Genomic DNA, 26009 nt, shown 5'->3' on the forward strand with positions numbered 1-26009 from the left:
CTTTTTTAGATTTTTGCATGAGTACCGTATTTATCAATCATGATTGAGCTGGCTTCATTTAAACCGCGAACCGTTACCTGAATACCGTTCTTTTGAAATTTATTTACTACTGAATCTAGCATGGCAACTGAAGTCACATCCCAAATATGAGAATGGGTGAGATCAATAATGACTTCTTTAACTTTTTCTTTAAAGTTAAAACTTTGCATAAATTTTTCAGATGAACTGAAAAATATTTGGCCTCTTAATTCATATAAACGAGCTTGATTTTCGAATGAAGTTTCTATACGAATATCATTTTCAAGTTTATTTGCTAAGAAAAGTGCTGAAAGTAATACCCCAGTTAATACACCTAACGCTAAGTTATGGGTAGCAACTACTACAATAACGGTTGCGATCATAACGACATTACTACTTTTAGGATTATTTTTAAATTGAGTCAGTGAACTCCACTCAAAAGTACTAATTGATACCATAATCATGACGGCAACCAGAGCGGCCATGGGAATAACCTTTAACCAGTCACTTAAAAATACAACGAGAATAAGTAAGAATATACCTGCACAAAAAGTGGATAAGCGTGTGCGACCACCCGATTTTACATTAATCATTGATTGACCAATCATGGCACAACCCGCCATACCTCCCATAAAACCTGAAGCTATATTTGCAATGCCTTGACCTTTACATTCTTGAAATTTATCACTAGATGTATCTGTCATTTCATCAACGATTGTTGCCGTCATCATGGATTCAAGTAGACCAACTGCAGCCAGCGCTAAAGAATATGGAAGAATAATAAGGAGGGTTTCTAAATTAAAAGGAATATTCGGAATCAGAAATATCGGCAAAGTGTCTGGTAATGAACCCATATCACCAACCGTGCGGACATCAAACCCTAAAAAAATAGCGAGTAATGTGACCACTACAATACAAATAAGAGGTGAGGGAAAGAACTTTCCAATTTTTGGAATATAGGGGAAAAGGTAAATAATTCCTAAACCAATTGCTACTAGTAAGTAGACATGCCACGTCACACTTACCAATTCTGGTAATTGAGCCATAAAGATGAGTATGGCGAGGGCATTAACGAATCCAATAACCACCGATTTAGAAACAAAACGCATGAGTTTAGCGAGTTTGAAATATCCTGCCAAAATCTGTATAACGCCAGTTAATACTGTTGCTGCAAATAAGTATTGAAGACCATGATCCTTTACAAGCGTTGTCATAACCAAAGCCATTGCGCCTGTAGCCGCCGAAATCATAACGGGACGACCGCCTACGAAAGAAATAATAACGGCAATACAAAAGGATGCATATAAACCGATTTTGGGGTCTACACCCGCAATAATTGAAAATGCAATTGCTTCTGGAATTAAAGCAAGACCCACAACAAGACCGGAAAGAATATCTGCACGGACATTAGAGAACCATTGTTCTCGGACATTCGATAACATGAGAAATAGCCTAAGTTCTAAATTTTGAAAAGGCTAGTGATGTGATATACCAACACAAGCGACTACACCACATCACTAAACAGTGATGAGTTATTTACAATAGATAGGGGTAAATAAACTTAAGGTGGCGTAAGTGTCATAGGTATAGAGAGTTTGAGGCATTTAAAAGTGCCCGAAGAATAGCATAAGTTTTTAAGGCTGACTAACCTAAGTCGACTAAACCGATTTAATCATAATTTTTCATTTCAGCTTTTGGCATTGAGGCAAATTCATTCGCAGGCATATCTAAGAAAAAGTCTTTTGCTTCAGAATGAGTACAGTTGAGCCAATCATTTCTAAGATTATCAGGTATCACAATAACCGAACGTTTTTCATCATCCGGTTTATGAAATTGTTTCATAAAAGGGTGATGATCAGCATTAATTGTTAATAGCGACATTGACCTAACTTTCTGTTCATCTATAAGTGTTTCTTCATAGATTGCAGCAAGGGTAAAAGGTTGCCCATCTTGACGGAAAATACCATACCAATGTGCTTTCCCATTGATATATTTAGGTTCATAAATAGCTTCAACAGGAATAAGCGCAAACTGGTCATTTAACCAAGCATGTTTAAAAGAGCGCTTTTGTTCTACTGTCTCTGTTCTGGCATTATAAGTTGCATATTTGAATGCGATTTCTTTGGCATAAGGAGGAAGCATTCCAAATTTAGCTTTTCTCCACTCAAGCTCATTTTGATGAGATAAAATAAGTGGACAATCATCACTTGGGAAAATATCCATCTTATATTCAAAAGTGGGTTCAAATAACTTTAATTGATTGGCATGTATTTTCTTAATAGGTTTAAAGTTTGCACACATAAGACACCTTCGTTGTAAAAATAGCTCTCAATTACAGCTTCTAACTTTTAGTCTTTAGTGATGTATATTTTTATAATTAGAATTGTCTCTTTGAGTATTAATTTTTAACTATCAATTACTTCGTTAATAAATATTTATTTAACTCATGGCCATTTCAAAAAAGTTTCAGATATAAAATTAATAGAATAGATAAATCGTATAGTTAAGTTGCTCATCTTAAAGAGAGTTTATTCAGTTTTAATAGCTACTTTTATGCAACAGAGCCTTTCAGAAATTTAGATTTTAATAGATTCGTTATTCATCATAATACAAATCATATAGAGAACTCGTACAAACCAGTTGCTAAAGGTTTAAAAATTCTCGGAAAATTTTGACAATTTATAAGGTGGACACATGAATAAACATTTACTGGCAAAAATTGCTTTATTAGGCGCCGCTCAGGTAGTTACACTCAATTCAGCATTTGCTGATGTTCCTCTTACTCCATCTCAATTCGCTAAAGCGAAAACAGAAAACTTTGACAAAAAAGTTATTCTGTCTAATTTAAATAAGCCGCATGCTTTGTTGTGGGGACCAGATAATCAAATTTGGTTAACTGAGCGAGCAACAGGCAAGATTTTAAGAGTGAATCCAGAGTCGGGGAGTGTAAAAACAGTTTTTCAGGTACCAGAGATTGTCAATGATGCTGATGGACAAAATGGTTTGTTAGGCTTTGCTTTCCATCCTGATTTTAAAAATAATCCTTATATCTACATTTCAGGTACATTTAAAAATTCGAAATCTACAGATAAAGAATTGCCTAATCAAACTATTATTCGTCGTTATACCTATAATAAATCAACAGATACGCTCGAGAAGCCAGTAGATTTATTGGCAGGATTACCATCATCGAAAGACCATCAGTCTGGTCGGCTTGTCTTTGGTCCAGATCAAAAGATTTATTATACGATTGGTGACCAAGGGCGTAACCAGCTTGCTTATTTGTTCTTGCCAAATCAAGCACAACATACGCCAACTCAACAAGAACTGAATGGCAAAGATTATCACACCTATATGGGTAAAGTACTACGCTTAAATCTTGATGGAAGTATTCCAAAGGATAATCCAAGTTTTAACGGGGTGGTTAGCCATATTTATACACTTGGACATCGTAATCCGCAGGGCTTAGCATTCACTCCAAATGGTAAATTGTTGCAGTCTGAACAAGGCCCAAACTCTGACGATGAAATTAACCTCATTGTCAAAGGTGGCAATTATGGTTGGCCGAATGTAGCAGGTTATAAAGATGATAGTGGCTATGCTTATGCAAATTATTCAGCAGCAGCCAATAAGTCAATTAAGGATTTAGCTCAGAATGGAGTAAAAGTAGCCGCAGGTGTACCTGTAACGAAAGAATCTGAATGGACTGGTAAAAACTTTGTCCCACCATTAAAAACTTTATATACCGTTCAAGATACCTACAACTATAACGATCCAACTTGTGGAGAGATGACCTATATTTGTTGGCCAACAGTTGCGCCGTCATCTGCCTATGTCTATAAGGGCGGTAAAAAAGCAATTACTGGTTGGGAAAATACATTATTGGTTCCATCTTTAAAACGTGGTGTTATTTTCCGTATTAAGTTAGATCCAACTTATAGCACTACTTATGATGACGCTGTACCGATGTTTAAGAGCAACAACCGTTATCGTGATGTGATTGCAAGTCCAGATGGGAACGTTTTATATGTATTAACTGACACTGCCGGAAATGTTCAAAAAGATGATGGCTCAGTAACAAATACATTAGAAAATCCAGGATCTCTCATTAAGTTTACATATAAGGCTAAGTAATTCAGGCCATTAAAAAACCGATCTATTAAAGATCGGTTTTTTTAGCTTTAGAAAACTATTCAGTTACGACGAGTACCGGTAAATGAATTTCTCCTAAAAGGGCTTGAGTCACACTTCCTAAGAAGAACTTTTTAAACCCTTTTCGCCCATGTGAGCCAATCACTAATAAATCTGCTTTTAGCTCATTAGCTGCTTTAATAATTTCTGTGTGGATTGTTTGACCCTCAACAATTTTTGTTTCAACAGAAATTCCATGTTGGCTAAATTGTTCTTTAGCTTGGTCTAAAATGCTCTGAATCGATGCTCTAGCTTTATTAAAATAATCCTGTGCTAATTCTGTACTATCAATGAATTCTACAGAAATGAAAGGATCTATAGTAAGCGCATATACTAGAGTCACTTTACTGCCAAAGGCTTTAGCAATTGCTGTTGCATGATTGACGGCAATAAGTGAAGTAGGAGAACCATCGACTGGAACCAAGATATGGTGATAACTCATATATTGCTCCTTATTGTCTTATGACAATGTATGGTGCGGAAACACCGAAATTATTATCTTTATGCTTATATTATGAACAGTTTTTAAAAAATTATTGTTTATTTTTAGTATGAATAAAAACTAAAAGGTTCATTAAACATCTTATTTTCAAAGATTGTAATGACTTTCTAAGTAGGGCTGATTTTGTTTAAGTATGGAAATAACCTGGGTAGCATCTATAGCAGATTCAAACAAGAATCCTTGGCCTATGCTGTAACCAAATTGTCGAAGTAGTTCTTCTTGTTCCGGAGTTTCAATTCCTTCAGCGATAAGCCCAAGTGATAAATTTGGAGCGAGTAAACCAATTGCTTGGACAATCGCATAAATTGATGGGTCATGTTGCATCTTTTGGATAAAGCTACAATCTACTTTTAAACTATCAATTGGGTAATCGCGAATATGGGTTAGCGAGGAAAAACCAGTACCAAAGTCGTCAAGTGCAATACGTACCCCATGCTGTTTTAATTTATTAAGTGCGCGGATCACATATTCCGAGCCTCGATCGCCTAGCATGTGTTCGGTGACTTCCACTTCAATATAGTGCGTCGGAATTTGAAATTGATTAATCTTTTTCAAAAGTCTCTCAGCATAATTATCTCTTAAGAACTCAACTGGTGCGGCATTTAGTGAAACAGGGAGAGGGGTAATACCAAGGTTTATCCATTTGGCGATATCACGTAAAACTTGATGTTGCATCGTTTCACCGATCTTACTCGCTAAATTATAATCTTTAAAAGCTTCCGCAATTTGTGCTGGGTAGCCTCTTTGAGCTGAGGTTGTATGCCATCTTAATAAAGCTTCAAATCCCACTACACGATGGGTATTTAGGTCTACTTTAGGTTGATAATAGGGTTGGATGGTATGATGGCGAATCAGCTGACGAGCTAAATTAAGCTGAGAAGCGACTGTTTCGGTCATTTGCATCATGCATGGATCATACATGCGAATACCACCACGACCACGCGCTTTTAGATCATGCAATGCCATATCGGCACAACTGAGCAAACCTGACTGGTCTACGGCATCTTGCGGGTAAATTGCGCAGCCAATGCTCATCCCACCATTTAAGACATTACCTAAATAGGTAATCGGCTGATTTAACTGTTGAAGTAAAATGGCTGCTAACTCTCGGACATCATTTTCAGAATTGAGGTTATTAAGAATAACCGCAAATTCGTCTCCGCCTAGTCGCGCGACAAAGCACTTTTCATCATCTACACAATGACTAAAGCGTTTGGAGAGAACTTTTAATAGATGATCGCCTGCGCTATGCCCTAAAGTATCATTAATATGTTTAAAGTGGTCGAGGTCAATTAAAAGTAACCCTACACTTGTTTGAGTGTCTTTTGAATATGAGAGAGTACGCTTAAGTTGAAATTTAAATGAACGCCGATTATATAATCCGGTCAGTTCATCTCTCTCACTCATATTCCTAAGCTGGTTTTCTGCCAAATGTTGTTGAGTAACATTACGTGAGACACAAAGGATTTGTCCAATTTCACCATTTTCCCGATGAATTGGGGTAAGCATATTATCCCAATACTCAGGATCCTGATCTGGTAAACAGCTCATTCCTGCAAATCTAGCAACTTTACCTTGAAGAGCTTTTTTCAAAGCGACTCGACCGCGTTTACGAATGTGCGGTGGTAATAGTTCGAGCCATTTCATTCCAAATTCTATTTCATCAACAGGTACACCTAAAGCGAGGCATCCTGATTTGTTCATATGAGAAAGTGTGCCGTCTACATTTAGAACTTTAATGCAATCTACACTGATATCTAACATCTGATTTTGTATTTCAATGTTCTTTTGCAAGTTTTGTTGTTCTTGAATATCGTGATCTATATCTAAAAAGCTAACATACCATTCGCTAGTTTGTGAGGAGCTACGATACTTAGATGCTTGAATCGATAGTTTGCACCATCTATATTGATTTCCAGCTTGTAAAAGTCGACATTTTAATTCGATTCTTTTTTGTAGGCGAATTGCTTCGAGCCATCTGTTTTTGACTTCATCTAAATCGGCAGGATAAATAAAATCTAGCCATTGCTCTGGCAATGGAGAAAAAGTATCCAACCAATATTCTGTACACTCTATATTGCAATATAATATCAAGCCATTTTCATCACTTACCCAAGTTGGGAGTGGAATTTGCTCAACAATAAAATGCTTTTGGGTGTTGTTCGACATTGAAGTCATAACATGCCTAGAAAGATTGTGTTGATTAATCTATTTATTAGCCATTATTGTAATCTTTCTGTAGTAAGCAAAACAGCAAATAATAAATTTTATGTGTATTTTTTTTGAACTAAAATTGAATTATTAAAACTAATATATACTAAAGATTTAATTTATGTTTTTGTTATTTATTAATTTTTATTTATCTTTCTTTAAAAAAATATTTATGCTTATTTTTGTAAAAAACTTATTAAAACAGCAGCTTATAATTATCCATATATATTTGTCATATTAAAAATAAAACTAAGAAAGTAGAAGGAGTAAAGATAAAAAATAAAGAATTTGATAAATCAAATTTTATTCATAATATAAACAAAGAAGCTCTCAAAAGAGGTTAATTAAATACAATAATCGCTATTAAGTTTACAAAAGTAATATAAAATAATAGCTTGTATTATCGTAAAATTCTTTTTGTCAAAAAGGATATATATTTCCTTTTTGTGCATTTTATAGCCTACATTTTCCCCAAGATGTAGGTTTTTTTTATGCATAATTTTTATAGATTTTAATTATAAAAATAAAAAAAGCCAAAATGGCTTTTTATACAGTTTCTGGTTTTTTCAACTGTTGTTGTATGTACAGATTCATATAGTACTGTTCGATATAATCATCAGCATAGTTGTTTGCTAAGGTTTTTGTTGCCACTTGCTCATGTTTTAAATAGCAGTTTGATTCAAGATCTTTTTCAAGTACCCACCAGCTACGGTTAATACGACGTACCTGAAATTTGTCACTTTTGTATTTTCTTTTAGCCATTTTCCGAAATTTGCTATTCAGTTATTGAAAGAGAATTTCTACTGGAGTTAAGAGCTCAAGTCAACAGATGGAAGGTTAATTGATTATTTTATGTGGGATGCCATTTCTCTCAATATTAAAGTAGAGACATTAAAATAGTTAAGCTCTCATAATGAGAGCTTAACTATTGGGTATAAATAGATTCTTCTTTCATCTTAGCGAGAAAGGTTCTTTAAAAGTAATTTTAAACTTTCCATCATTTTTTCTAGCTGTAAGGGAGTAATACCTTCAAAAGACTGCTCAAGTACTACACTTGTAAGATCATTGATCTTGTTGATCATTTCAGTCCCTTTTTCTGTAAGTACTACACGAGTGATACGACCATCAGTTTGGCAAGAGTAAGTTTCAACCAAACCTTCATCTTTCAAACGATAAACAATTTTTGTGGTAGTCGACATTTTTGAAATAATCATATCTGAAAGTTCAGAAACACTCGCATGGGGCTTGCTGCTTAAAGCCAACATGATGCGTCGACGTGAGTTATCTAAACCATATTTTTTTAAAGCATTATCAATGTTTTGTACATATTGAGCATGTACCTGAGTAATCCAATAATATGGAAAATCTTCAAGAGTAAAAGATTCTGTTGTAGGTAAAAAACGCGCATACTTCTTTGTCATTGACTTTTCCCCATACCTTGGTGGATCGCATTCCTGGTGAACTATCTTTAATAGTTGAAAAATATAGTTTCATCAAGCAAGTTATAGCAGGACTTTACTTGATGAGCAAAAGTTATATAGCTTCATTTAACAATGACATGGTTTAATTGTCCTTACCTTTATAAAGCATTCCTATAACTTTGCGAACTTTAAATACTCTTCAGCTATAATCAAAGATTATTAAAGGTAAAAACTGCTTAACAGGGCTGTACCTAAAACTCTTTGAGTGGATATGTAAGATTGCATCTAAGCTTGCTTGATCGTTAATTGAACGATATTGCTTGCAAGGGCATCGTAGAAAAAAAATTATGATTTGAACGTGGCATTGAACGAGAAAGTTTTTGTCTCTAAAGTCATAACTATGAAAAATTGAGATATTTAAATAAAAAATATTTATAAATATCAATTATTTGCATTATTTTGGTGTTACCAAAATTTACCATACATTTAACATGAAACATCTATTATTTAGTAAAATAGAATTCGATTTCTATATTAAATAACTGATTTTTATTAATAAATTTTAAAAATTATTTTAAATAATAAGCTTTTGAAATAGAGGTATTTTTGTCTATAAATTATAATTTCAATAGATTTTATCCATTAAATCTCAAAAGAGCGAAATCTAACCATAATACTCGCAGGAGAAGTGCCCACACAGATTATGGCAAGAGCTATTCAGATTAAATGATTTAAGTCTCAAAGAAAGTGAATTAAATAGTTTTCAGTTTAAATTTTTATGAGATCAGGCACATATAATTTATAAAAAAGGGAGAATATAAATTCTCCCTTTTTTAATTATGCAGTGGTCACAGCTTTTTCTTCTATTTTTTTCTTAACAATGGCATAGCTTATCCCTGTAACAATACTACCAGCAGCAATTGCAGCAAGATATAACCAAGCATGATTAATCGCATTAGGAATTAAAAGAACAAATACACCGCCGTGAGGAGTAACCAACTCACAATGGAATAAGGCAACGAGTGCTCCAGTCACAGCTCCACCTAAAATACAAGTTGGAATAACACGCATTGGGTCTTTAGCTGCAAAGGGAATAGCACCTTCAGAAATAAAACATAAACCTAATACGAAAGCTGCTTTTCCGGCATCTTTCTCTCCAGTACTAAATTTATTCCTAGCAATGAAAGTTGCAATAGCCATACCAATAGCAGGGATCATGCCGCCTGCCATCGTGGCTGCCATAGGCATATAAGTATTTGTTGTCAGCAGTCCAACAGTAAAAGCGTAGGCTGCTTTATTGATTGGTCCACCTAAATCAATACACATCATGCTTGCTAATATAATTCCCATTAAAACAGCATTTGTTGTACCCATGTTATTTAAGAAATCTTTCATTAGCTCAAAAATATGTGCTACTGGCTGTCCAACCACATAAAACATAATTAGACCAACAAATAATGTGCCTAATAACGGAATAATTAGAATGGGTTTAAGTGCTTCTAAACTAGTTGGAAGTTTAAGTTTTTTAGCGATAAATAGTGCGATATAGCCTGCAAGAAAACCTGAGACAATACCTCCTAAAAAACCTGCTTGTAACTGAGAAGCAAGTAAGCCGCCAATTAAACCAGGTGCGAGGCCAGGACGATCAGCAATCGAGTAGGCGATATAACCAGATAACATTGGAACCATAAGCATAAATGCAGCGGCCCCAACTTGTTTTAATATAGCTGGTAAGCTGCCTGCTTGCTCAGCTGCATTGAGACCAAAGCATAAAGAGAGGGCAATTAAAAGACCTCCCGCCACCACCATAGGTAACATATAAGAGACACCTGTTAAGAGGTGTTTATATACACCAACTTTTTCGGTTTTATCTTTGTTTTCTGCAGATGTTTGTTGCTTACCTTGTTCTAAAACTTGCGCATTGCTGATTGCCTCAGCAAAAGCTTTATCTGTTTGCTTTAGAGCAAAACCTGTACTACATCTATAAACACGTTTACCTACAAAACGGTCTGTATTAACTTCAATGTCAGTCGCAAGAATGACGATGTCCGCATCAGCAATAGCTTGAGCTGATAAAATATTTTTTGCGCCAACGGAACCTTGAGTTTCTACTTCAATCTCATAACCGAGCTTTTCTGCGCCTTGCTGTAAAGCTTCGGCTGCCATAAAAGTATGCGCGACACCCGTAGGACACGCAGTGATCGCAACAAATTTTTTAGCTGTAGGTGCTGATACGTTATTATCATTTTGCCAGTCTTGAGCAGATTTAAAATGATCTAAAGCAGTTTGAAGAGCTGAATCAGTATCACTTTTGATCTCTTCAATGTTAATGAAAGATAAAGGGTGTGTACCAAAAATATTAAGATTTTTCGGGCGTTGTCCAACAACGATAATTTGGTCAAAGCTTTCATTCACCTCGAATTCATCAAGCGAAATAATGCTGTTTTGATAACCCTGTTGAGACGCGACTTGTGCAAGTTTACGAGCTAAAATCAAAGCATTGACTTGCTGTTGCGGACTATTAATAACAAATAATAAACGTTTAGTAGTTGGCATCAGATTCACTCAATGAATTGATTATAGTTCGGGCTTTTAATTGGTTTAGCTTTTCAGTATTAGGAATACGAAAGCCTATTTGTGTTACAGCGTGGCTTGCAATTGCGGTAGCAGTTTTTAATGTTTCTTCGGCAGAGAAGCCACCCAATAAGCCATGAATCATCCCTGCTAAAAGAGAGTCACCCGCACCAACTGTACTTTTAACTATCACTTTAGGTGCTGTGGCATGAAGTGGGTGAGTGTCATTTAACCAGTTTACACCGTCTTCACCCATCGAAATAACGACATGTTCAATTTTAGCTAAGTTTGCAAAAAGTTTTTTTTGTTCAGCATAGGTTGTAGCAGGAAGCTGATAACTTTCTACTAACTCATCTGTATTTGGTTTAATCATCCAAGGTTGACATTCAATTGCAGCAAGCAACGCTTTACCACTTGTATCAAGTGCAACTTTTTTTCCTTGCTGTTGAATGAGCTTAATAAGTTGCTGTAACTCATCAACACTAAAACCTTGTGGAAGGCTCCCGGCAATGGCAACCACATCTACCAGAGGCAAAATCATTTCAATTTTTTGAAAGAGGTTCTTCTTATCTAGTTCAGAAACAAAGAAACCTTTTCCATTTAAATCGGTCATACGTCCAGAATGTTCAGCAATTTTTATATTTTGACGAGTTTCGCCTTCAATATAAATAAACTCTGGTTGGAATTGAGCTTCTTTAAAATGGTCATCAAATATCTGCCTGTTTGTTGCTCCTAGAAAACCAGAAACAATAACCTCATGTCCCAAATCTTTTAAAACTTGTGCAATATTTAAACCTTTGCCTGCTGCATGTATTTCAACAGATTCTTGGCGGTTTACTTCACCTATCTGTAACTCTTTGAGTTGTATAGTCACATCAATTGCAGGATTTAAAGTAATTGTTAAAACTTTAGCCATTACCATTCCTAATCTTTACATTTCTTGTTCGGATAACTGACGTACAGCAGTAGCGCTATCACATTCAAGTGCACGCTTAGCAAGCACTTGAGCCTGGCTGTAGTTAAGTGTACGAATTTGGGCTTTAACCAAAGGAATACTATTCGGTGACATACTAAGCTCATCTACCCCTAAGCCCATCAGAATAGGGACGGCTTTTGGATCGGCTGCGAGTTCACCGCATATGCCTACCCATTTGCCATACTTATGTGCAGCTTTTACAGTTTGATCAATCAATTGCAAAATACTTGGGTGGAGGCCATCTGCTTCAGCCGAGAGGATAGGGTGACCACGGTCAATAGCTAAAGTATATTGAGTTAAGTCATTTGTTCCGATACTGAAAAAGTCCACTTCTTGCGCGAGGATAGGTGCAAGTAAAGCAGCAGAAGGAACTTCAACCATAATACCAACTTGTAAGTTGGCGCATGGATATATCGCTCTAACTTCGTCAAGAATAGTTTTTGCAGCACGCCATTCTTCTACACGGCCAATCATTGGAAACATGATTCTTAGAGGGCGGTCATCTGCAGCTTTAAGCAAAGCAATAAGTTGTTGACGCAACAACTCAGGCTGTCTTAGCGTTAAACGAATACCTCTTAGACCTAAAAATGGATTTTCTTCTTCAGCAATTGGAAGGTAAGGGAGTGGTTTGTCACCACCTACATCTAGCGTACGTACTACGAGAGGGCGGCCTGCTAGAGCATCTAAAACAATACGATAATCTGCTTCTTGGGTAGCTTCACTCGGAGCGCTACTATGCGCCATAAAAACAAGCTCTGTCCTGAGTAGGCCAATTGCTTCAGCGCCACATTCTACCGCTTGGGCTGTTGCTTGAACTTTTCCTAAATTGGCAGCAATTTCGATTTGATGTTGATCTAGAGTAATCGCAGGTTCTTGGCTGTGACGTTCAGCTTCTTCACGAATTTTTTTCTGAAGCTCTCGTTCTTGTTTTGCTTGTTCGATTTGTTGAGCATTAGGATTTAAGATAAAAGCTCCAGTATCTCCATTAATTAAAAGAGAACTTTTTTGCTCAATATCTAGTACTTGATCACCAGCACCAACAATTGCAGGAATACCCAAAGCACGAGCAACAATAGCACTATGAGCGCTTGCACCACCTACAGCTGTCAAAATACCTGCTACACGATCTTTATTAAGACGGGCTACATCACTTGGTCCTACGTCATACATGATCAGTATATAAGGTTCTTTAGGTTCTTCGATGATGACCTCACCGCAGAGTTGAGCCAAAACGCGATCACCAATATCACGTAAATCTGTAGCACGCTCAGCTAGTAATCGGTCTGGTAAAGCTGCTTGCTCTTTGGCTGCTGCTTCAATATGTTCATGCCATGCAGCAGGGGCAGAAAGATTCAAGTTAATCTTTTGATAAACACCATTAATCAGATCTGGGTCGTCAAGCATTTCCAAATGTGCTTGGAAGATTTGCTTAATCTCAGCCACTTCAGATTTTGCAATAACTTGGTGAATATTGTTTTTAACAGCGTGAAGAGCAATATCAAGTTTTTCTTTTTCTACTTTGACACTTAAACCCATACGTTCATATTGGTAAACCTTTGGTTTAATTACATGTACAGGTCCGAAAGCTAAACCACTTGAGGCAGCAATTCCTGTATTTGTACTCAATATTTTTGGCAGTGGGGTTACTGTTTGAGATGATTGAGCTTCTTGGGTATCTAGAGATTGAATTGGTTCAACTTCTTCTCCTAAGCCTTGTTGCACTGCCAAAATAACTTTATCTAAAGCGTCAACTGCATCCGTTTCTGGTTCGGCAATGAAACGTAAAGTTTGGCCACGTTTACAACCTAAAGCCAAGAGGCGCGTCAAACTTTTAGCAGAAACAAAATTTCCGTCATCTACTGCAACCTGAATATCACCTTGAAAACTTTTAGTTAAGTTCACTAAATGAGTCGCTGGTCGAGCATGTAATCCATGGGCATTGGCTAATACAACCGAACGGTGAGGCCAATCTGGAATAACATCTGCACCAATGATTTTAGCAATTTCATTTGGTGCTTGTGTTTGGTCTAATTGCGCAACTTGCTCTGGATTAAATAGAATATCAATCAGTCGATTAAATCTCTGGCTATCTAATTGCTCATTGGCAGCGATACACACGAGAGTATTTAACTTTTTTTCACCTAGCTCTAAAGCATGGCGAGGTTTTACAATGCTGATTGCTGGTTGTTGAACAAACTTATTACTTGAAATAGACCAGATTTGATCTTGTAGTTGAATAACTTGATCAGGGTCAAGTGAACTTAGAAAACCGCACTTTACGAAATTGTGTTTTTTTAAAATCTGAGATGCAGACCAAAATAAATCTTCAATATCTTGAGATTCAATTTCAGTTTGAATTAAATTCTCATGTAAAGTTAAAGATAATGGTTGAGCTTGTAAGATTTCAATAATTTGTTCAGGTTGTTTAGCATTTTTTACCTGTTCACTTACATCATGCATTAAAGCTCGAGTTAATATTTGTAGAACTTGTAAATGTTCATCAGATTTTGCTGCAATAACAACAGCTAAATAAATTCTGTTTTCACCATCCCATATAATTCCTTCTGGAAAGTGAGCTAAACGGATACCTGTTTCTAGAATAAATTCGCGCGATTGGGGTGTGCCGTGGGGAATAGCAATGCCTTGACCTAAATAGGTGGCACTTTGTTGTTCCCGATTGATGAGTCCTGTAATGTAGTCAGGTGTAACTAACCCATCTTTTACCAATATATCTACTAGACACTGTAATGCATGCTTTTTATCAACAGCATGTTGATTCATATGAATATGTCGAGGCTCTAGTGCTAGCATACTTATCCTTGAACAATTTCTTTGGTTTAGCTAAACAGAAAAAAAGAAGCTGTTAGTATTAAAAATAGGTTATTTTAACCGTTTTTAAACAACAGCTTCGTATAAATAACGATAGCAGAACTTTAAAGCTATATCGACGTATTTACGTAAAAAGTGCTTGTTTTTAATACAAAGGAATAGGTGATTAATATATTTTAATTTCTTATGATAATTATCAGGTTAATAAACTAACTTTATAAAAGAAGTGGGTATTAATATTAAAAAAAACCTCTATACCGGATTACGGGTATAGAGGCAAAAGTAAAAGATCAATAGATTAGTGTTGGATTTCCTGTTCTAAAAGTGACCATAAGTTTTGATGTGATTTTTTAAACATTAGCATGTGCCCAATTGATTTATGCCCAAGTTTCATGGGATTTAGCTCTAGCATTTTTGTGGGCGCATTAGGATAAAGTTTTAATAAATCTTCAACGTTACGCTCGGTTGCAATTTCATCGTCACTTGCCCAAATTGAAGTAATAGGGCAGATAATTTCACTATGAAAATCATGATGGACTGTTTTACCTATAGCATTTTTCACATAGCCTGGATGGCTGCAAAATTCTCGCCACTGTTGGGCGACTTTTTTAGGTAAGTTTTCTCCCATTCCAATAAATTGAGTAGCACCATAACCTTTAAAAGCACTAGAAATTGGAAAGATGACATTGAACATTACCGGTGCTAAAAACTTGGTTTTACCTTTAAGACCTTTTACATGGCCAGTGGAACCTGCGACCGCAATAACTTTTGCTACTTTATGAAAATTAGGAACAATTCCTAATAACTGACCACCAGCACTGTGGCCCAGAAGGGTAACTTGTTCTGCTTTAGTTTTTTCTAATAACGTATCAATTGCGCAAGGAATATCGAGAACTCCCCAATCATTAATACTTGCTGTACTTTGCTTCAAAGACCCGTGTAAGGAGCCTCCAATTCCACGGAAATCAAAGCTTAATACGTCATATCCTTGTTCGCTTAACCATGTAGCAAAAGAGTGATAGAAGTTTTTAGTAATACCTGTTGCAGGACAGATCAACACGGGATTTACTGATTTTGGGGATTGAGCTGGATAAAAATGTGCAGCAAGTTGATAACCATCTTTACAGGTCATCCAAAATGATTCAAAAGAGTTATCCATAATATTTCGTAGTGATTGGTTTATTGATATCTTTAATTTACACGAGTTCTGAAATGAAACTTGGTTAAAATGTGACTATAAAGTCAATATTTATGTTATATAGCTCATTAAATTTGAATAAAACAAATAATTGGAAAAAAGATGGATTTACCGAAAGCTGTACAGCTCGCAATTGTGTTTAGTGGCATATTTTTATGGCTAGGGATGCTCACTGGGGTATGGAAATATTGGCAAATACGCCGTTCAGAATTAAGTCGTGCTCATTATTATGTGGATATCGCTCATCGAAGTAGTTTGTTATATGCAGCTGCTAGCCTAATTTTAGCTGTATTAAGTTATTTTACTGTTTTAAATGAAAATATTACTTTATGGTGTGTGTTCGCAAATATTCTATTTTTTAGTTTTTCAATTCTGGTTTATATCATACATGGCTATTTACAGGACACAACAAATCAATTCAAACGTCCTCACAAGCTAGGTCGTTTTAGCTTACCTTCATGGATGATGACTTTAATGATGGTGGGATTAATTTTGACTGAATTATTAGCTACAGCTATTTTAGTTATCGGAACAATTTTTTTATTTTTGGATGTATAAAAATGGATGATTGCTCATCCATTTTTTAAGTATTCAAGTTTTGTTGACTAAGACGTCTTTTAGCTAGTTTTCGCATCTTATGGTCGACAAAGGCCCACACACAAAATATGAAAGAAACAACCATCGCATACATAAAGTATTCGGGTTTCAGATTTCCTTTAATCATACCTTGAAACAGTAAAGTCAGCATAAGAGCAAGCGGTGTTACTCCATAAACAACTGAATCTTTGCTGTTCAGAGTGTTAATGAAGACTTGTTTGTTGAAATGTAATGATAACATCTCCATCCCTCCTTGTGGTTGCGCTAAAACCGAATGTTTTAGTCAAGAATAAGTTTAATGTTGTACTTCTATTTTTAATTCAATTCAATAGTGAATAGAAAATTTTTTGAACAGTTTTATAAAAAACTCTATGTTTATAAAAGGTTAAGGTATTAAAAAAGTAAATATTAAATATTTTTGTATAAAATACTTAATATTTTAGAAAAGAGAAAATATTTTAATGAAAAGTGTAATAATTTCTCTTTTCTATCATTTCAGGTTAGCTGTTTTGTTTTTTTAAAAATGTATCAATAGCATGTTGAGCAATTTCTGCATCTTCAAAAGATTGGACACCAGAAACGCCAATCGCCCCTAAAATTTGCCCGTCATAAATAATGGGTTTTCCACCTTCTAACATTCCTTGAGCACTAGGCATACTTAAAAAACCTAAGCGTCCACTTTGCAGAAGTTCTTCATAAAATTTTGAAGGTCTACCTGATATTGAAGAGCATTTTGCTTTTTCTAAACATAAATGTGAGGATAAAGGTGAAGCACCATCTAAACGCTTCATCAACAGTAGAGAACTTGTTTCATCAACAATAGCGATACTGACTTTAAAGTTGTGTTCAATTGCATATTTTTGAGCTTCTTCCATTAAAAACTCTGCATCTGCTTGTGTTAGGTAATATTTACTTTTCATTGTTGCTCTTCTTTCCTAGTAAGCTAAAAATTATTTTAGTGTAATTTTACAGTAAAAACTGATTATATCTATAGTTGATTTGTCATTGAAAGTAGTGTGGAAATAAAATGCCGGTTGGGTAAACTCAGCATTTTATTCAATATATAAAATCATGTTTGGGTAAAACTCGATTTCAAAATAGACACTAGATTAAATGTTTTTAAATTTAACTTTGTCGATAATTACGGTAATTGCTAGAACAACTAAAGATGGGATCAACCAAGCTAAGTTTTGTTCATTTAAAGGTAAATGTTGAAGAAATTCAGGTAAATAATCACCAAAACCAGCAACTTTAATACCGTCAATAATACCGAAAATTAAAGCAATACTTGTTACTGAACCGACAATAAAAGAGGGTTTGTGCCAAAATTTCCAAAAGAAGCTCAGCATAATCACAACAATTGCTGGTGGATAAATTGCACTTAAAACAGGTACTGATACAGCAATAAGTTTGGTTAATCCAAGATTAGAAATAATGAAAGAGAAACCAACTAAAATGAATACTAAAAGTTTGTAAGGTAATTTAGTTAACTGAGCAAAATACTCACCGCAAGCACAAGTTAAGCCAATCGCTGTCACCATACATGCTAGAAAAATTAGGCCAGTTAAGAATAATGAACCCATATTGCCAAAAGCATGTTGAACATATGCATGTAAAATTACAGCACCATTTGCTGCATTTGGTGCTACTTCATGACTACCTACACCTAATTTGAATAGGCTTAAATAGACTAAAGTAAGACCTGCACCAGAAATAAGACTGGCAATAATCGCATACTTAGTGACTAATTTTTTATCGGTAACACCACGCGAATAAATCGCTTGAATAATTACGATACCGAATACTAATGCGCCTAAAGTATCCATAGTGAGATAACCGTTTACGAAACCTTCCGAAACTGGAGATTCAACGTAATGGTTGATTGGAGCAGGGACGTAACCCGCTGGGATCATAACTGCTGCAATACCTAAAATTGCTAAAGCAATAATTTTTAGGGGAGCAAGCACATGACCAACAGTATCTAATAACTTGTTTGGATAAAGTGAAACTACAGTTACAAATGAAAAATAAATTGCGCTGTAAATTAAAAGGCTACTACTTGATGTTCCAAAATAAGATGAAAAACCAATTTCATAAGAAACAGTAGCTGTACGTGGAGTAGCAAATAAAGGGCCTACTGATAAATAACAAACAACGGTTAAAATCAGACTTGCTACTCGACCGAGAGGAGAGCTAATAATTTCAATGGAACCCTGCATACGAGAGAGTGCCATGATGGTAATTACGGGTAGACCAACTGCAGTAATCAAAAAGCCTATAGCGGCTAGCCATACATGATCACCGGCTTGTTGAGCGACAATGGGAGGAAAGATAATATTGCCAGCCCCAATAAAAAGAGCAAAGGTCATAAAACCTAGGGCAATAATATCTCCAGTACGAAGATGTTGCATAAATTAAAATTAATAAAAAAGAAGGAATTTTAGAGCAAAAGAGATCATGATCAAGCGGTATTTTATGTGAAAAAGATTTTTTTCAGAGCATAAAAACCTTTAATAGATATTAAAAATATCAACTGGTTAAGGTATGTATTTGAAAAACCATTGAAAGAAATTAGGAAATCATTTTTTGTCTCTGACTTTTTAAAGAAATTATGCAAAAATAAAAGTAGGAATTTCTATTATGAATGTTGAATATTTGGGCATTTAATGCTTCCAGCCTATCCTATATCCGTTCTAGAATATTCTAAATTAACTTACATTTTTGTAGGCGTGGTAAAAGCAGTGTCTACGAGGATAAAACTGAATGAGAGCTTCTACTGTTACAATAAAAACTGAACAAGATCTGGAAAAGTTAAGAGTTTCTGGACGCTTGGCTGCACAAGTTTTAGAAATGATAGGGGCATATATTAAACCGGGTGTATCTACTGAATATTTAGATAACCTGTGTAATGACTATATTGTAAATACTTTAAAAGTTATTCCTGCGAATGTGGGATATCATGGTTTTACTAAAACAATATGTACATCAGTAAATGAAGTAGTTTGCCATGGAATTCCGTCACCGAATAAGATTTTAAAAGATGGCGATATTATTAATATTGATGTCGCAATTATTAAAGATGGCTATTTTGGTGATACGAGCCGCATGTATTTTGTAGGTGATGTAAACCCGCAAGCAAAAAAACTTGTTGATACAACTTATGAAGCGATGGTTGCTGGGATTCATGCTGTTAAGCCAGGAGCTACACTAGGCGATATTGGTTATGCTATTCAGTCAGTTGCTCATCGAGAAGGGTATAGCATTGTTCGAGAATATTGTGGTCATGGGATTGGTAAGGTTTATCATGAACAACCTAATGTTTTACATTATGGACAGCGCGGGCAAGGCTTAGTATTAAAAAAAGGTATGGTCTTTACGATTGAACCGATGATTAATGCGGGTAGACCACAGGTTAAAGAATTAAATGACGGATGGACAGTTATTACTCAAGATCTTTCGTTATCTGCGCAATGGGAACATATGGTTGCTGTAACTGACACTGGCTTTGAACTCTTAACACCTTGGCCTGAAGGTGTAGGAAACTATCCTGTAATTTAAAAATAAAAAAAGTTCGATAATTATCGAACTTTTTTTAAATTCATTTTAATGCTCAGAAAGATGTTCTACCAAATAATCAATAAACACGCGTACAGCAGGTAGTAACCCTCGGCGTGATGGATATACGGCGTGTAATATACCGTGAGGAGCTTTCCATTCCGGTAAAATTTGTACAAGCTGTCCAGATTTTAGAAAATCTTCTGCTGCGCTCTCTGGTAGTAAAGCGATTCCACAGTTTTGACTCGCTAATTGCGCCAACATATGGATATTTGTACCCATTACGATAGGGCTGACTTTGATTTTCTTTTGCTGATTGTCTGGACCATGCAAAAGGAATTGTTGATCAAGATGCTCTTCAGACAAACTTAAAATGCGATGCTCACTAAGTTGTTCTGGATTTTTTATATCTCCAAATTCATTTAGATATGCCTGACTTGCAAATAGACTCTGTTCAATAAGTGCAAACTGTCTAAGAACTAAACTTGGATCATCATCTAGTTTTGAGCGAACACGTAAAGCAATATCAATTCCTTCATTAATGACATCTACTCGACGATTGCTGACCATAAGTTGCAAACGAATTTCTGGATATTTTTTTAAGAAAGCAGGCAAAATTTTAGGCAGTTGATTTTGAGCAATATCAACAGGAACACTAACCTTTACAACACCTCTAGGTTGAATGCTTAAATGATCAACCAAATCATGAGCAGCCTGTGCAGCATTCATCATGACTTGAGCATGTCTATAAATATCCATCCCAATATCTGTAACAGCAAAATGACGAGAGCTGCGTTGAATCAGGCGAACGCCTAAGTTTTCTTCTAGGCTATATACGCGACGACTTAGTTTTGATTTTGGTATATCCGTTACACGCTCAGCGGCACTAAAACCACCATGCTCAACGACGAGAGCAAAACAATAAAAATCATCAAGATCAGTGAGCATTAAAATATCCTATTTCTGCAACAACAATGATTTTACATTATTATTTTTGCAACGATAATTTTTAAACTAAATTTTTTGTAATTAAAACATATACTAAGATATTCCTTTAGCTGATAATTTGAAATTATATTGTCATTACAATGTAATTTTATTGTGTGTTTTTTGATGAGTGGTTCTAGCCTTTTCTAGAACTTTCAATTAATTTCTTTTACACTACAATTTTCTATTCTTTTCAAATCTAATGCACTATCAATTAATTGAACTTAACGATGCTTCTGCGAATATTGAATGTCCATTTTGCAAACAAGCAATAATTGACTGGGCGCAAGAACAATATATTCAGCCATGTGAACATACTTTATTTATTGCTATGGATTTGGGGTTTGAATTTATTGCTGATCGATTTGAAGAGTGTATGGATCAAAATGTGGATGAGTTGCACGAAGATCCGAATATGAATGTTTTTGAAGCTCTCACGACAACAACATATGAAAATCTAATTATTTTAAAATCTGATTTAGGTGTGGAAAATTTATTTCGCTATGTCGGGGTAAGCGATCGTTAAAATTGAGAGTATAAAAAAGCCAATCTATTGATTGGCTTTTTTATTATTTACGCTTCTGGCGCTGCACTGTATTGTTCAACTAATGGTTTTAATTCGCCATTTTGGAACATTTCAAGCATGATATCGCTACCGCCAATAAGTTCGCCATTTACCCAAAGTTGCGGGAAAGTAGGCCAGTTCGCAATTTTTGGTAATGTTGCACGAATATCAGGGTTTTCCAAAATATTTACATATGCAAATGGACGACCAATTTGACTGAGCGCTTCTACAGCACGTGCAGAGAAACCACATTGTGGAAACTGTGGAGTGCCTTTCATGTAAAGTAAAACGGGATGCTTCGCAATTTGATCGCGGATTAACGCTTCAGTATCACGTGCTTGTTCAGTCATAAAGAGATCCTCAACTAATCTAGCAGCATTATAGGGGGTGTTTACATCGCTTTGCAAACCACCTGATTACTTAAAGTTGCATTGAATATTCAATATTTTATTGTATAAACCGAAGCGATAGCAAAAAGCGGACGAAATTTTAGATAAATGAGTGATGAGACTTTTCATCAGAGCCAGTTTTTGCTTATATAAACCCTTCTTAAAACCTCATACAGACAGAGTTCGTTATGAATGATATTACCCTAGCTCCAATACAACCTGATCAACCATCACATTTAATGGCTACTTATGGTCGCCAAGCGATCAGTTTTGTACGAGGCCGAGGGGCATATCTATATACCGAAGATGGTACAGAGTATTTAGATGCTTTAACCGGTATTGCTGTATGTGGTTTAGGTCATGCGCATCCAGTCATCGCAGAAGCAATTGCTGAACAAGCTGCAACACTTGTGCATACAAGTAACTTATTTGAGATTCCTTGGCAAACGGCTGCTGCTCAGAAGCTTGCTGAAGTTTCAGGGATGGAAGAGATCTTCTTTTCAAACAGTGGTGCTGAGTCAAATGAAGGCGCCATTAAAATTGCTCGTAAATTTGGTACTCAACAAGGTATAAGTTCACCAAAGATAATTGTGGCAGAGCAATCATTTCATGGTCGTACTTTAGCAACACTTTCAGCTACTGGTAATAAAAAAGTACAAGATGGTTTTGCTCCTTTAACCAATGATTTTATTCGTGTGCCCTTTGGTGATGTAGAAGCAATTCAAGAAGCTGCTTTGCAGCACCCAGATATTGTTGCGATTTTGATTGAACCTATTCAAGGTGAGGGCGGTATTAATACAGCGCCTCAAGGCTTTAGCTATCTTGAAGAAGTCCGCACCATATGTAATCAACATAACTGGCTAATGATACTAGATGAAATTCAAACAGGTAACGGCCGTACCGGTAAGTATTTTGCTTATCAGCATACAAACATTGTGCCTGATGTTTTGACGACTGCGAAAGGACTTGGTAATGGCTTTCCAGTAGGTGCGGTAATGACCCAAGGTAAAGCTGTTGGCTTATTAGGGCCTGGTAGCCATGGGTCTACTTATGGTGGCACAGTGCTAGGTTCTCGTGTGGTTTATACAGTAATTGATACAATCCAAAAAGAGAATGCTGTAGAAAACGCGGCAGTTGTTGGTGGTTATATTGTTGATCAATTACGTGCGCAATTGGCATATAAAGATGTGCAAGTACGTGGCTTTGGTATGATGATTGGTATTCAATTGCCTAGAGACTGCGCTGAGCTCGTCGCAATAGCTCGAGATCAACATAAACTTATTATTAATGTTACAGCTGGTTCAGTAGTGCGTTTATTGCCACCAATTAACATGACTCAAGCACAGGCTGATGACTTGCTAGAGCGTTTAGTTGCTTTAATTAATAACTATCTTTAAGTTTTTACATCAATAAAAAATGGGCATATAAATGCCCATTTTTTTATATGAAATAATTAACCAGAGATATACTGTTTTAATTGTTCAATGAGATTTTTCTGATCTTCCATCGCAGCTTTTACTAAGTCGCCAATAGAGATAAAACCAACTAGTTTTTCATTGTCTAATACAGGTAAGTGGCGTAAGTGACGATCTGTCATAAGCTGTAAGCACTCTTCAACTGTATTGTTTAGGCTTACTGTAAGTACTTTAGATGTCATAATTTCAGCAACTGTAGTGCTATATGATGAACGTTCCATAAGCGTTACTTTTCGTGTGTAGTCACGTTCAGATAAAATTCCGACAACTTTTTCGCCCTCAGATACGACGAGTGCACCAATTCCTTTATCCGCCATAATCTTAATTGCTTCAAGGACAGTGGCTTCTGGAGAAATTGTAAAAATATCTTGTTCTGCTTTGTTCTTGATTACTTGTGCAACGATTGTCATTTCTTCTGTCCTGTGTTTTATCATTTTGTTTTAAATTAGCTTGATTTTATAAAAATGCAAAGACTGGATAGTCATTCAAATACAAGTTTTACATTCAAGCGTTCAAAAAGCATTCTAATAGAGATGAAGAACCTAAAGAAAATTTTACGCTCCTTGCCAATTCGGATGTTTGAAAAAGAAATGTTGCATTTGCTGAGTGGATAACTTTAATTTTCTATGAGATGAATTAAACAAAGCAGGAGTAACGTTGAGTCGTGTTAAAGTTGGTAGTAAAGACTCATGGAAATCTTTAGGTGTAATTCTTCTTGGTTTGTAATGTGGCCAATGCTCTTTTGCGTAGCGATGTGCCTGCAAACCATTAAGCCAAAAAGGAAAAATAAAGTCTTCCTGATCTGATTTAATTGCCCATCCCTGATGAAATAATCCCCAAAGAACCCCGCAATACATCATGGTTCTTAAAATATAAATCTTAATCATCAAGTCTCTTGAAACCGGTTGTAGATTACTTAAACTTTTCATTGTGAATTTAAAGGTTCTAACTTGTCTTGCTTATTATAAAAAAATCAGATGACATTTCAGTTTAAACAGGTATCAAATCGTAAACAAATATTCCAGCTGTGAAATTCATGTCCTTTACTTCAAACGGTTAGAACGTTGCGTAGTGAATTATATTTACAGAAAATTTTTACAGCGTAAAAACGCCACCTGAGCCACGACTGAAGTGGCGAAGTAAAGCTTTAGATAAATTGCTAGTTTTACTTATTTCCAGACGTAAAAAAACGCCACCTAAGTGACGTTTCTTTATGCTTGCATTGTGGCTAACTTTTGCCAATATTGTGCTTTAAGTGAGTCACGTTCAACACGGAAACCTTGATAATACAATTCTGCTAAAAACAGAGCAGCTTTACCGTGCCCAGCGCGAGCAACTTCTTCTAACTGTGCAACTGCATCCTGAAAATTCATTTGAGAGTGAATTGTGTTTACTGCAGTTGCGTACACATGTTCTAAATCATGATGAGAGATACGTTGAATCATAGAAAACTCCTTATTGTAATTATGATTACTTTTTCTAAAGGCCGCTGCCTTTAAATTAATTTAACTTAGAATTATTAAACTAATATTACAAATTAATGGATTTGTCAACTATTGGTGCATACCAGTTAATTCACTATTAGGATACATGATTAAACATTATTCACAAATAATTTTGAGTAAAATCAATATGAGAATAAAAGACAAGGAGAATAAAATATGACAAATACTATCGATGGCTTTGTTTTTGATACTCCACCTAGAGAGGAACAAATCATAGAACTAGCCCATTATCATCGTAAACTATTAGATGAAGCGATCTTTCATCAAGAGATCCATTTAGGGGATTATTGTCTTGCTCAGCGCAAAAGAGTATTTGATTTTGCAAGGCATTTGGAACCTGCACAAAAAAACTGGTTTTATCAAGTTTATGATGGTGAACTGAGAAAAATTGCCGACGAAGACGAACTGCATCCAGCCGATGCTGAAGAAGGTTTAAGTATTTTTGCGATGTTTTTAGTCTTAGTGATTATTGCAGCAATTTTATACTTTTCCGTCATTCGTTCACTAATAAGCTAAGTATTATTATCCAGTAAGGTACGATTCTTGGCCTTACTGGATGTTTGATCTTGTGCTTATGAGTATTGAACCCTACACTACACTAATTCGAGGTAGGTCATGCTCATATTCAAACAAAATTTTCTTAAATTAAAGTCTGAGTTAAAAGTTGATCAATGTTTTAACCTATTTGTGGTTATTGTCATTGGCTGTATTTTTGTGCTGTCATATTTAGCATTACTTCGGCCTATTAGTCCGGAACAATATCAACGAATTATACAACTCTCTCATCAGGCCACTTATCCTAAAACTCAGGATATGGCTGAGCTGTTAATAGCTCAATCAGAAATTCATAGAGCAGAGTATTTAAAGTTAATGCATGCATATCAATTTGAAGGTGCTCATATTAGACAATATCCAGCACTTGCTCAGGAAGATACTCAGTAAATAGGGTAATCAGGCTAAATCTTGGTTTCCAAAGCTTTTTGAGCACTATTGTGGCAGGCAAAATTTTGAATTTA

General features: G+C 35.6%; 25 protein-coding genes. 7 read left to right on the forward strand and 18 right to left on the reverse strand.

Annotated features, from left to right (window positions below; all coding sequences use genetic code 11):
• Positions 1 to 5 precede the first annotated feature (5 nt).
• Entirely contained in the window at positions 6 to 1460 is a 1455-nt protein-coding gene (locus tag AAC388_RS07880) for a SulP family inorganic anion transporter (RefSeq protein ID WP_342371455.1), read from the reverse strand.
• 226 nt (positions 1461 to 1686) lie between these two features.
• Entirely contained in the window at positions 1687 to 2319 is a 633-nt protein-coding gene (locus AAC388_RS07885) for an SOS response-associated peptidase family protein (protein WP_342371456.1), read from the reverse strand.
• 393 nt (positions 2320 to 2712) lie between these two features.
• Between AAC388_RS07885 and AAC388_RS07890 the strand changes: the two genes are divergently transcribed.
• Positions 2713 to 4152 carry a glucose/sorbosone family PQQ-dependent dehydrogenase gene (locus AAC388_RS07890; RefSeq protein ID WP_342371457.1) on the forward strand — a complete coding sequence of 480 codons (1440 nt, stop codon included), beginning with the start codon at positions 2713 to 2715 and terminating at the stop codon, positions 4150 to 4152.
• Between the two features lie 55 nt (positions 4153 to 4207).
• Here AAC388_RS07890 and AAC388_RS07895 read toward each other — a convergent pair whose 3' ends face one another.
• The 8 genes from AAC388_RS07895 to AAC388_RS07930 all read right to left on the reverse strand — a co-directional run bounded on the left by AAC388_RS07895 (position 4208) and on the right by AAC388_RS07930 (position 15881).
• Positions 4208 to 4651 carry a universal stress protein gene (locus AAC388_RS07895; protein WP_002120966.1) on the reverse strand — a complete coding sequence of 148 codons (444 nt, stop codon included), beginning with the start codon at positions 4649 to 4651 and terminating at the stop codon, positions 4208 to 4210.
• A 147-nt stretch (positions 4652 to 4798) separates the two neighbouring features.
• Positions 4799 to 6889: an EAL domain-containing protein gene (locus tag AAC388_RS07900; RefSeq protein ID WP_342371458.1), complete on the reverse strand. Its 2091-nt coding sequence runs from the start codon at positions 6887 to 6889 to the stop codon at positions 4799 to 4801.
• Between the two features lie 579 nt (positions 6890 to 7468).
• Positions 7469 to 7684 (reverse strand): hypothetical protein, encoded by a 216-nt coding sequence (locus AAC388_RS07905; RefSeq protein WP_017480975.1) that lies wholly within the window; start codon positions 7682 to 7684, stop codon positions 7469 to 7471.
• Positions 7685 to 7878: 194 nt separating this feature from the next.
• Positions 7879 to 8343: a MarR family transcriptional regulator gene (locus AAC388_RS07910; protein WP_002121027.1), complete on the reverse strand. Its 465-nt coding sequence runs from the start codon at positions 8341 to 8343 to the stop codon at positions 7879 to 7881.
• Between the two features lie 837 nt (positions 8344 to 9180).
• Positions 9181 to 10899, reverse strand: a complete 1719-nt coding sequence (locus AAC388_RS07915) for a fructose-specific PTS transporter subunit EIIC (protein ID WP_342371459.1) — start codon at positions 10897 to 10899, stop codon at positions 9181 to 9183.
• Entirely contained in the window at positions 10886 to 11833 is a 948-nt protein-coding gene (gene pfkB / locus AAC388_RS07920; protein WP_342371460.1) for a 1-phosphofructokinase, read from the reverse strand. The genes AAC388_RS07915 and pfkB overlap by 14 nt, the downstream gene beginning before the upstream one ends.
• Positions 11834 to 11848: 15 nt before the next feature.
• Positions 11849 to 14704 (reverse strand): phosphoenolpyruvate--protein phosphotransferase, encoded by a 2856-nt coding sequence (gene ptsP, locus AAC388_RS07925; protein ID WP_342371461.1) that lies wholly within the window; start codon positions 14702 to 14704, stop codon positions 11849 to 11851.
• 316 nt (positions 14705 to 15020) lie between these two features.
• A complete protein-coding gene (locus AAC388_RS07930) occupies positions 15021 to 15881 on the reverse strand; it encodes an alpha/beta fold hydrolase (RefSeq protein ID WP_101663281.1) in 861 nt (286 codons plus the stop codon).
• Positions 15882 to 16022: 141 nt separating this feature from the next.
• Here AAC388_RS07930 and AAC388_RS07935 point away from each other — a divergent pair, with 141 nt between their 5' ends.
• Positions 16023 to 16478 (forward strand): hypothetical protein, encoded by a 456-nt coding sequence (locus AAC388_RS07935; RefSeq protein WP_032006455.1) that lies wholly within the window; start codon positions 16023 to 16025, stop codon positions 16476 to 16478.
• A 25-nt stretch (positions 16479 to 16503) separates the two neighbouring features.
• Here the strand turns inward: AAC388_RS07935 and AAC388_RS07940 are convergent, their stop codons facing one another.
• From AAC388_RS07940 to brnQ, 3 genes are all read right to left on the reverse strand, one after another.
• Positions 16504 to 16758 (reverse strand): hypothetical protein, encoded by a 255-nt coding sequence (locus AAC388_RS07940; RefSeq protein ID WP_005073940.1) that lies wholly within the window; start codon positions 16756 to 16758, stop codon positions 16504 to 16506.
• Between the two features lie 259 nt (positions 16759 to 17017).
• Positions 17018 to 17437, reverse strand: a complete 420-nt coding sequence (locus AAC388_RS07945; RefSeq protein WP_014206963.1) for a heme-binding protein — start codon at positions 17435 to 17437, stop codon at positions 17018 to 17020.
• A gap of 189 nt (positions 17438 to 17626) precedes the next feature.
• On the reverse strand, positions 17627 to 18928 hold the full coding sequence (gene brnQ, locus AAC388_RS07950; protein WP_032006454.1) for a branched-chain amino acid transport system II carrier protein: 1302 nt from the start codon (positions 18926 to 18928) through the stop codon (positions 17627 to 17629).
• Positions 18929 to 19280: 352 nt separating this feature from the next.
• On the opposite strand from brnQ, the gene map reads away from it, so the two are divergent.
• Positions 19281 to 20075, forward strand: a complete 795-nt coding sequence (gene map, locus AAC388_RS07955) for a type I methionyl aminopeptidase (RefSeq protein WP_017386019.1) — start codon at positions 19281 to 19283, stop codon at positions 20073 to 20075.
• 45 nt (positions 20076 to 20120) lie between these two features.
• On the opposite strand, the gene AAC388_RS07960 is transcribed toward map, so the two are convergent.
• Positions 20121 to 21020 (reverse strand): LysR family transcriptional regulator, encoded by a 900-nt coding sequence (locus AAC388_RS07960; protein ID WP_002120927.1) that lies wholly within the window; start codon positions 21018 to 21020, stop codon positions 20121 to 20123.
• A gap of 241 nt (positions 21021 to 21261) precedes the next feature.
• Between AAC388_RS07960 and AAC388_RS07965 the strand changes: the two genes are divergently transcribed.
• Positions 21262 to 21585, forward strand: coding sequence for a hypothetical protein (locus AAC388_RS07965; RefSeq protein ID WP_342371462.1), 324 nt, complete (start codon positions 21262 to 21264; stop codon positions 21583 to 21585).
• Between the two features lie 47 nt (positions 21586 to 21632).
• On the opposite strand, the gene grxD is transcribed toward AAC388_RS07965, so the two are convergent.
• Positions 21633 to 21974 carry a Grx4 family monothiol glutaredoxin gene (grxD, locus tag AAC388_RS07970; RefSeq protein WP_002120913.1) on the reverse strand — a complete coding sequence of 114 codons (342 nt, stop codon included), beginning with the start codon at positions 21972 to 21974 and terminating at the stop codon, positions 21633 to 21635.
• A gap of 227 nt (positions 21975 to 22201) precedes the next feature.
• On the opposite strand from grxD, the gene AAC388_RS07975 reads away from it, so the two are divergent.
• Positions 22202 to 23410 carry an aspartate aminotransferase family protein gene (locus AAC388_RS07975; protein WP_342371463.1) on the forward strand — a complete coding sequence of 403 codons (1209 nt, stop codon included), beginning with the start codon at positions 22202 to 22204 and terminating at the stop codon, positions 23408 to 23410.
• A gap of 56 nt (positions 23411 to 23466) precedes the next feature.
• Here the strand turns inward: AAC388_RS07975 and AAC388_RS07980 are convergent, their stop codons facing one another.
• The 3 genes from AAC388_RS07980 to AAC388_RS07990 all read right to left on the reverse strand — a co-directional run bounded on the left by AAC388_RS07980 (position 23467) and on the right by AAC388_RS07990 (position 24933).
• Positions 23467 to 23898, reverse strand: coding sequence for a CBS domain-containing protein (locus AAC388_RS07980; protein WP_032036362.1), 432 nt, complete (start codon positions 23896 to 23898; stop codon positions 23467 to 23469).
• A 144-nt stretch (positions 23899 to 24042) separates the two neighbouring features.
• Positions 24043 to 24417, reverse strand: coding sequence for a DUF2750 domain-containing protein (locus AAC388_RS07985; protein WP_005802084.1), 375 nt, complete (start codon positions 24415 to 24417; stop codon positions 24043 to 24045).
• Between the two features lie 282 nt (positions 24418 to 24699).
• Complete coding sequence (locus AAC388_RS07990; protein WP_002121063.1) at positions 24700 to 24933, reverse strand: hypothetical protein; 234 nt, start codon at positions 24931 to 24933, stop codon at positions 24700 to 24702.
• Between the two features lie 216 nt (positions 24934 to 25149).
• On the opposite strand from AAC388_RS07990, the gene AAC388_RS07995 reads away from it, so the two are divergent.
• Together AAC388_RS07995 and AAC388_RS08000 are read left to right on the forward strand one after the other, a co-directional pair.
• Complete coding sequence (locus AAC388_RS07995) at positions 25150 to 25509, forward strand: hypothetical protein (protein ID WP_002120892.1); 360 nt, start codon at positions 25150 to 25152, stop codon at positions 25507 to 25509.
• Between the two features lie 99 nt (positions 25510 to 25608).
• Positions 25609 to 25935, forward strand: coding sequence for a hypothetical protein (locus tag AAC388_RS08000; protein ID WP_002120920.1), 327 nt, complete (start codon positions 25609 to 25611; stop codon positions 25933 to 25935).
• Positions 25936 to 26009 lie beyond the last annotated feature (74 nt).

It is taken from the genome of Acinetobacter sp. D009 (assembly GCF_038562025.1).
GTDB lineage: Bacteria > Pseudomonadota > Gammaproteobacteria > Pseudomonadales > Moraxellaceae > Acinetobacter > Acinetobacter pittii.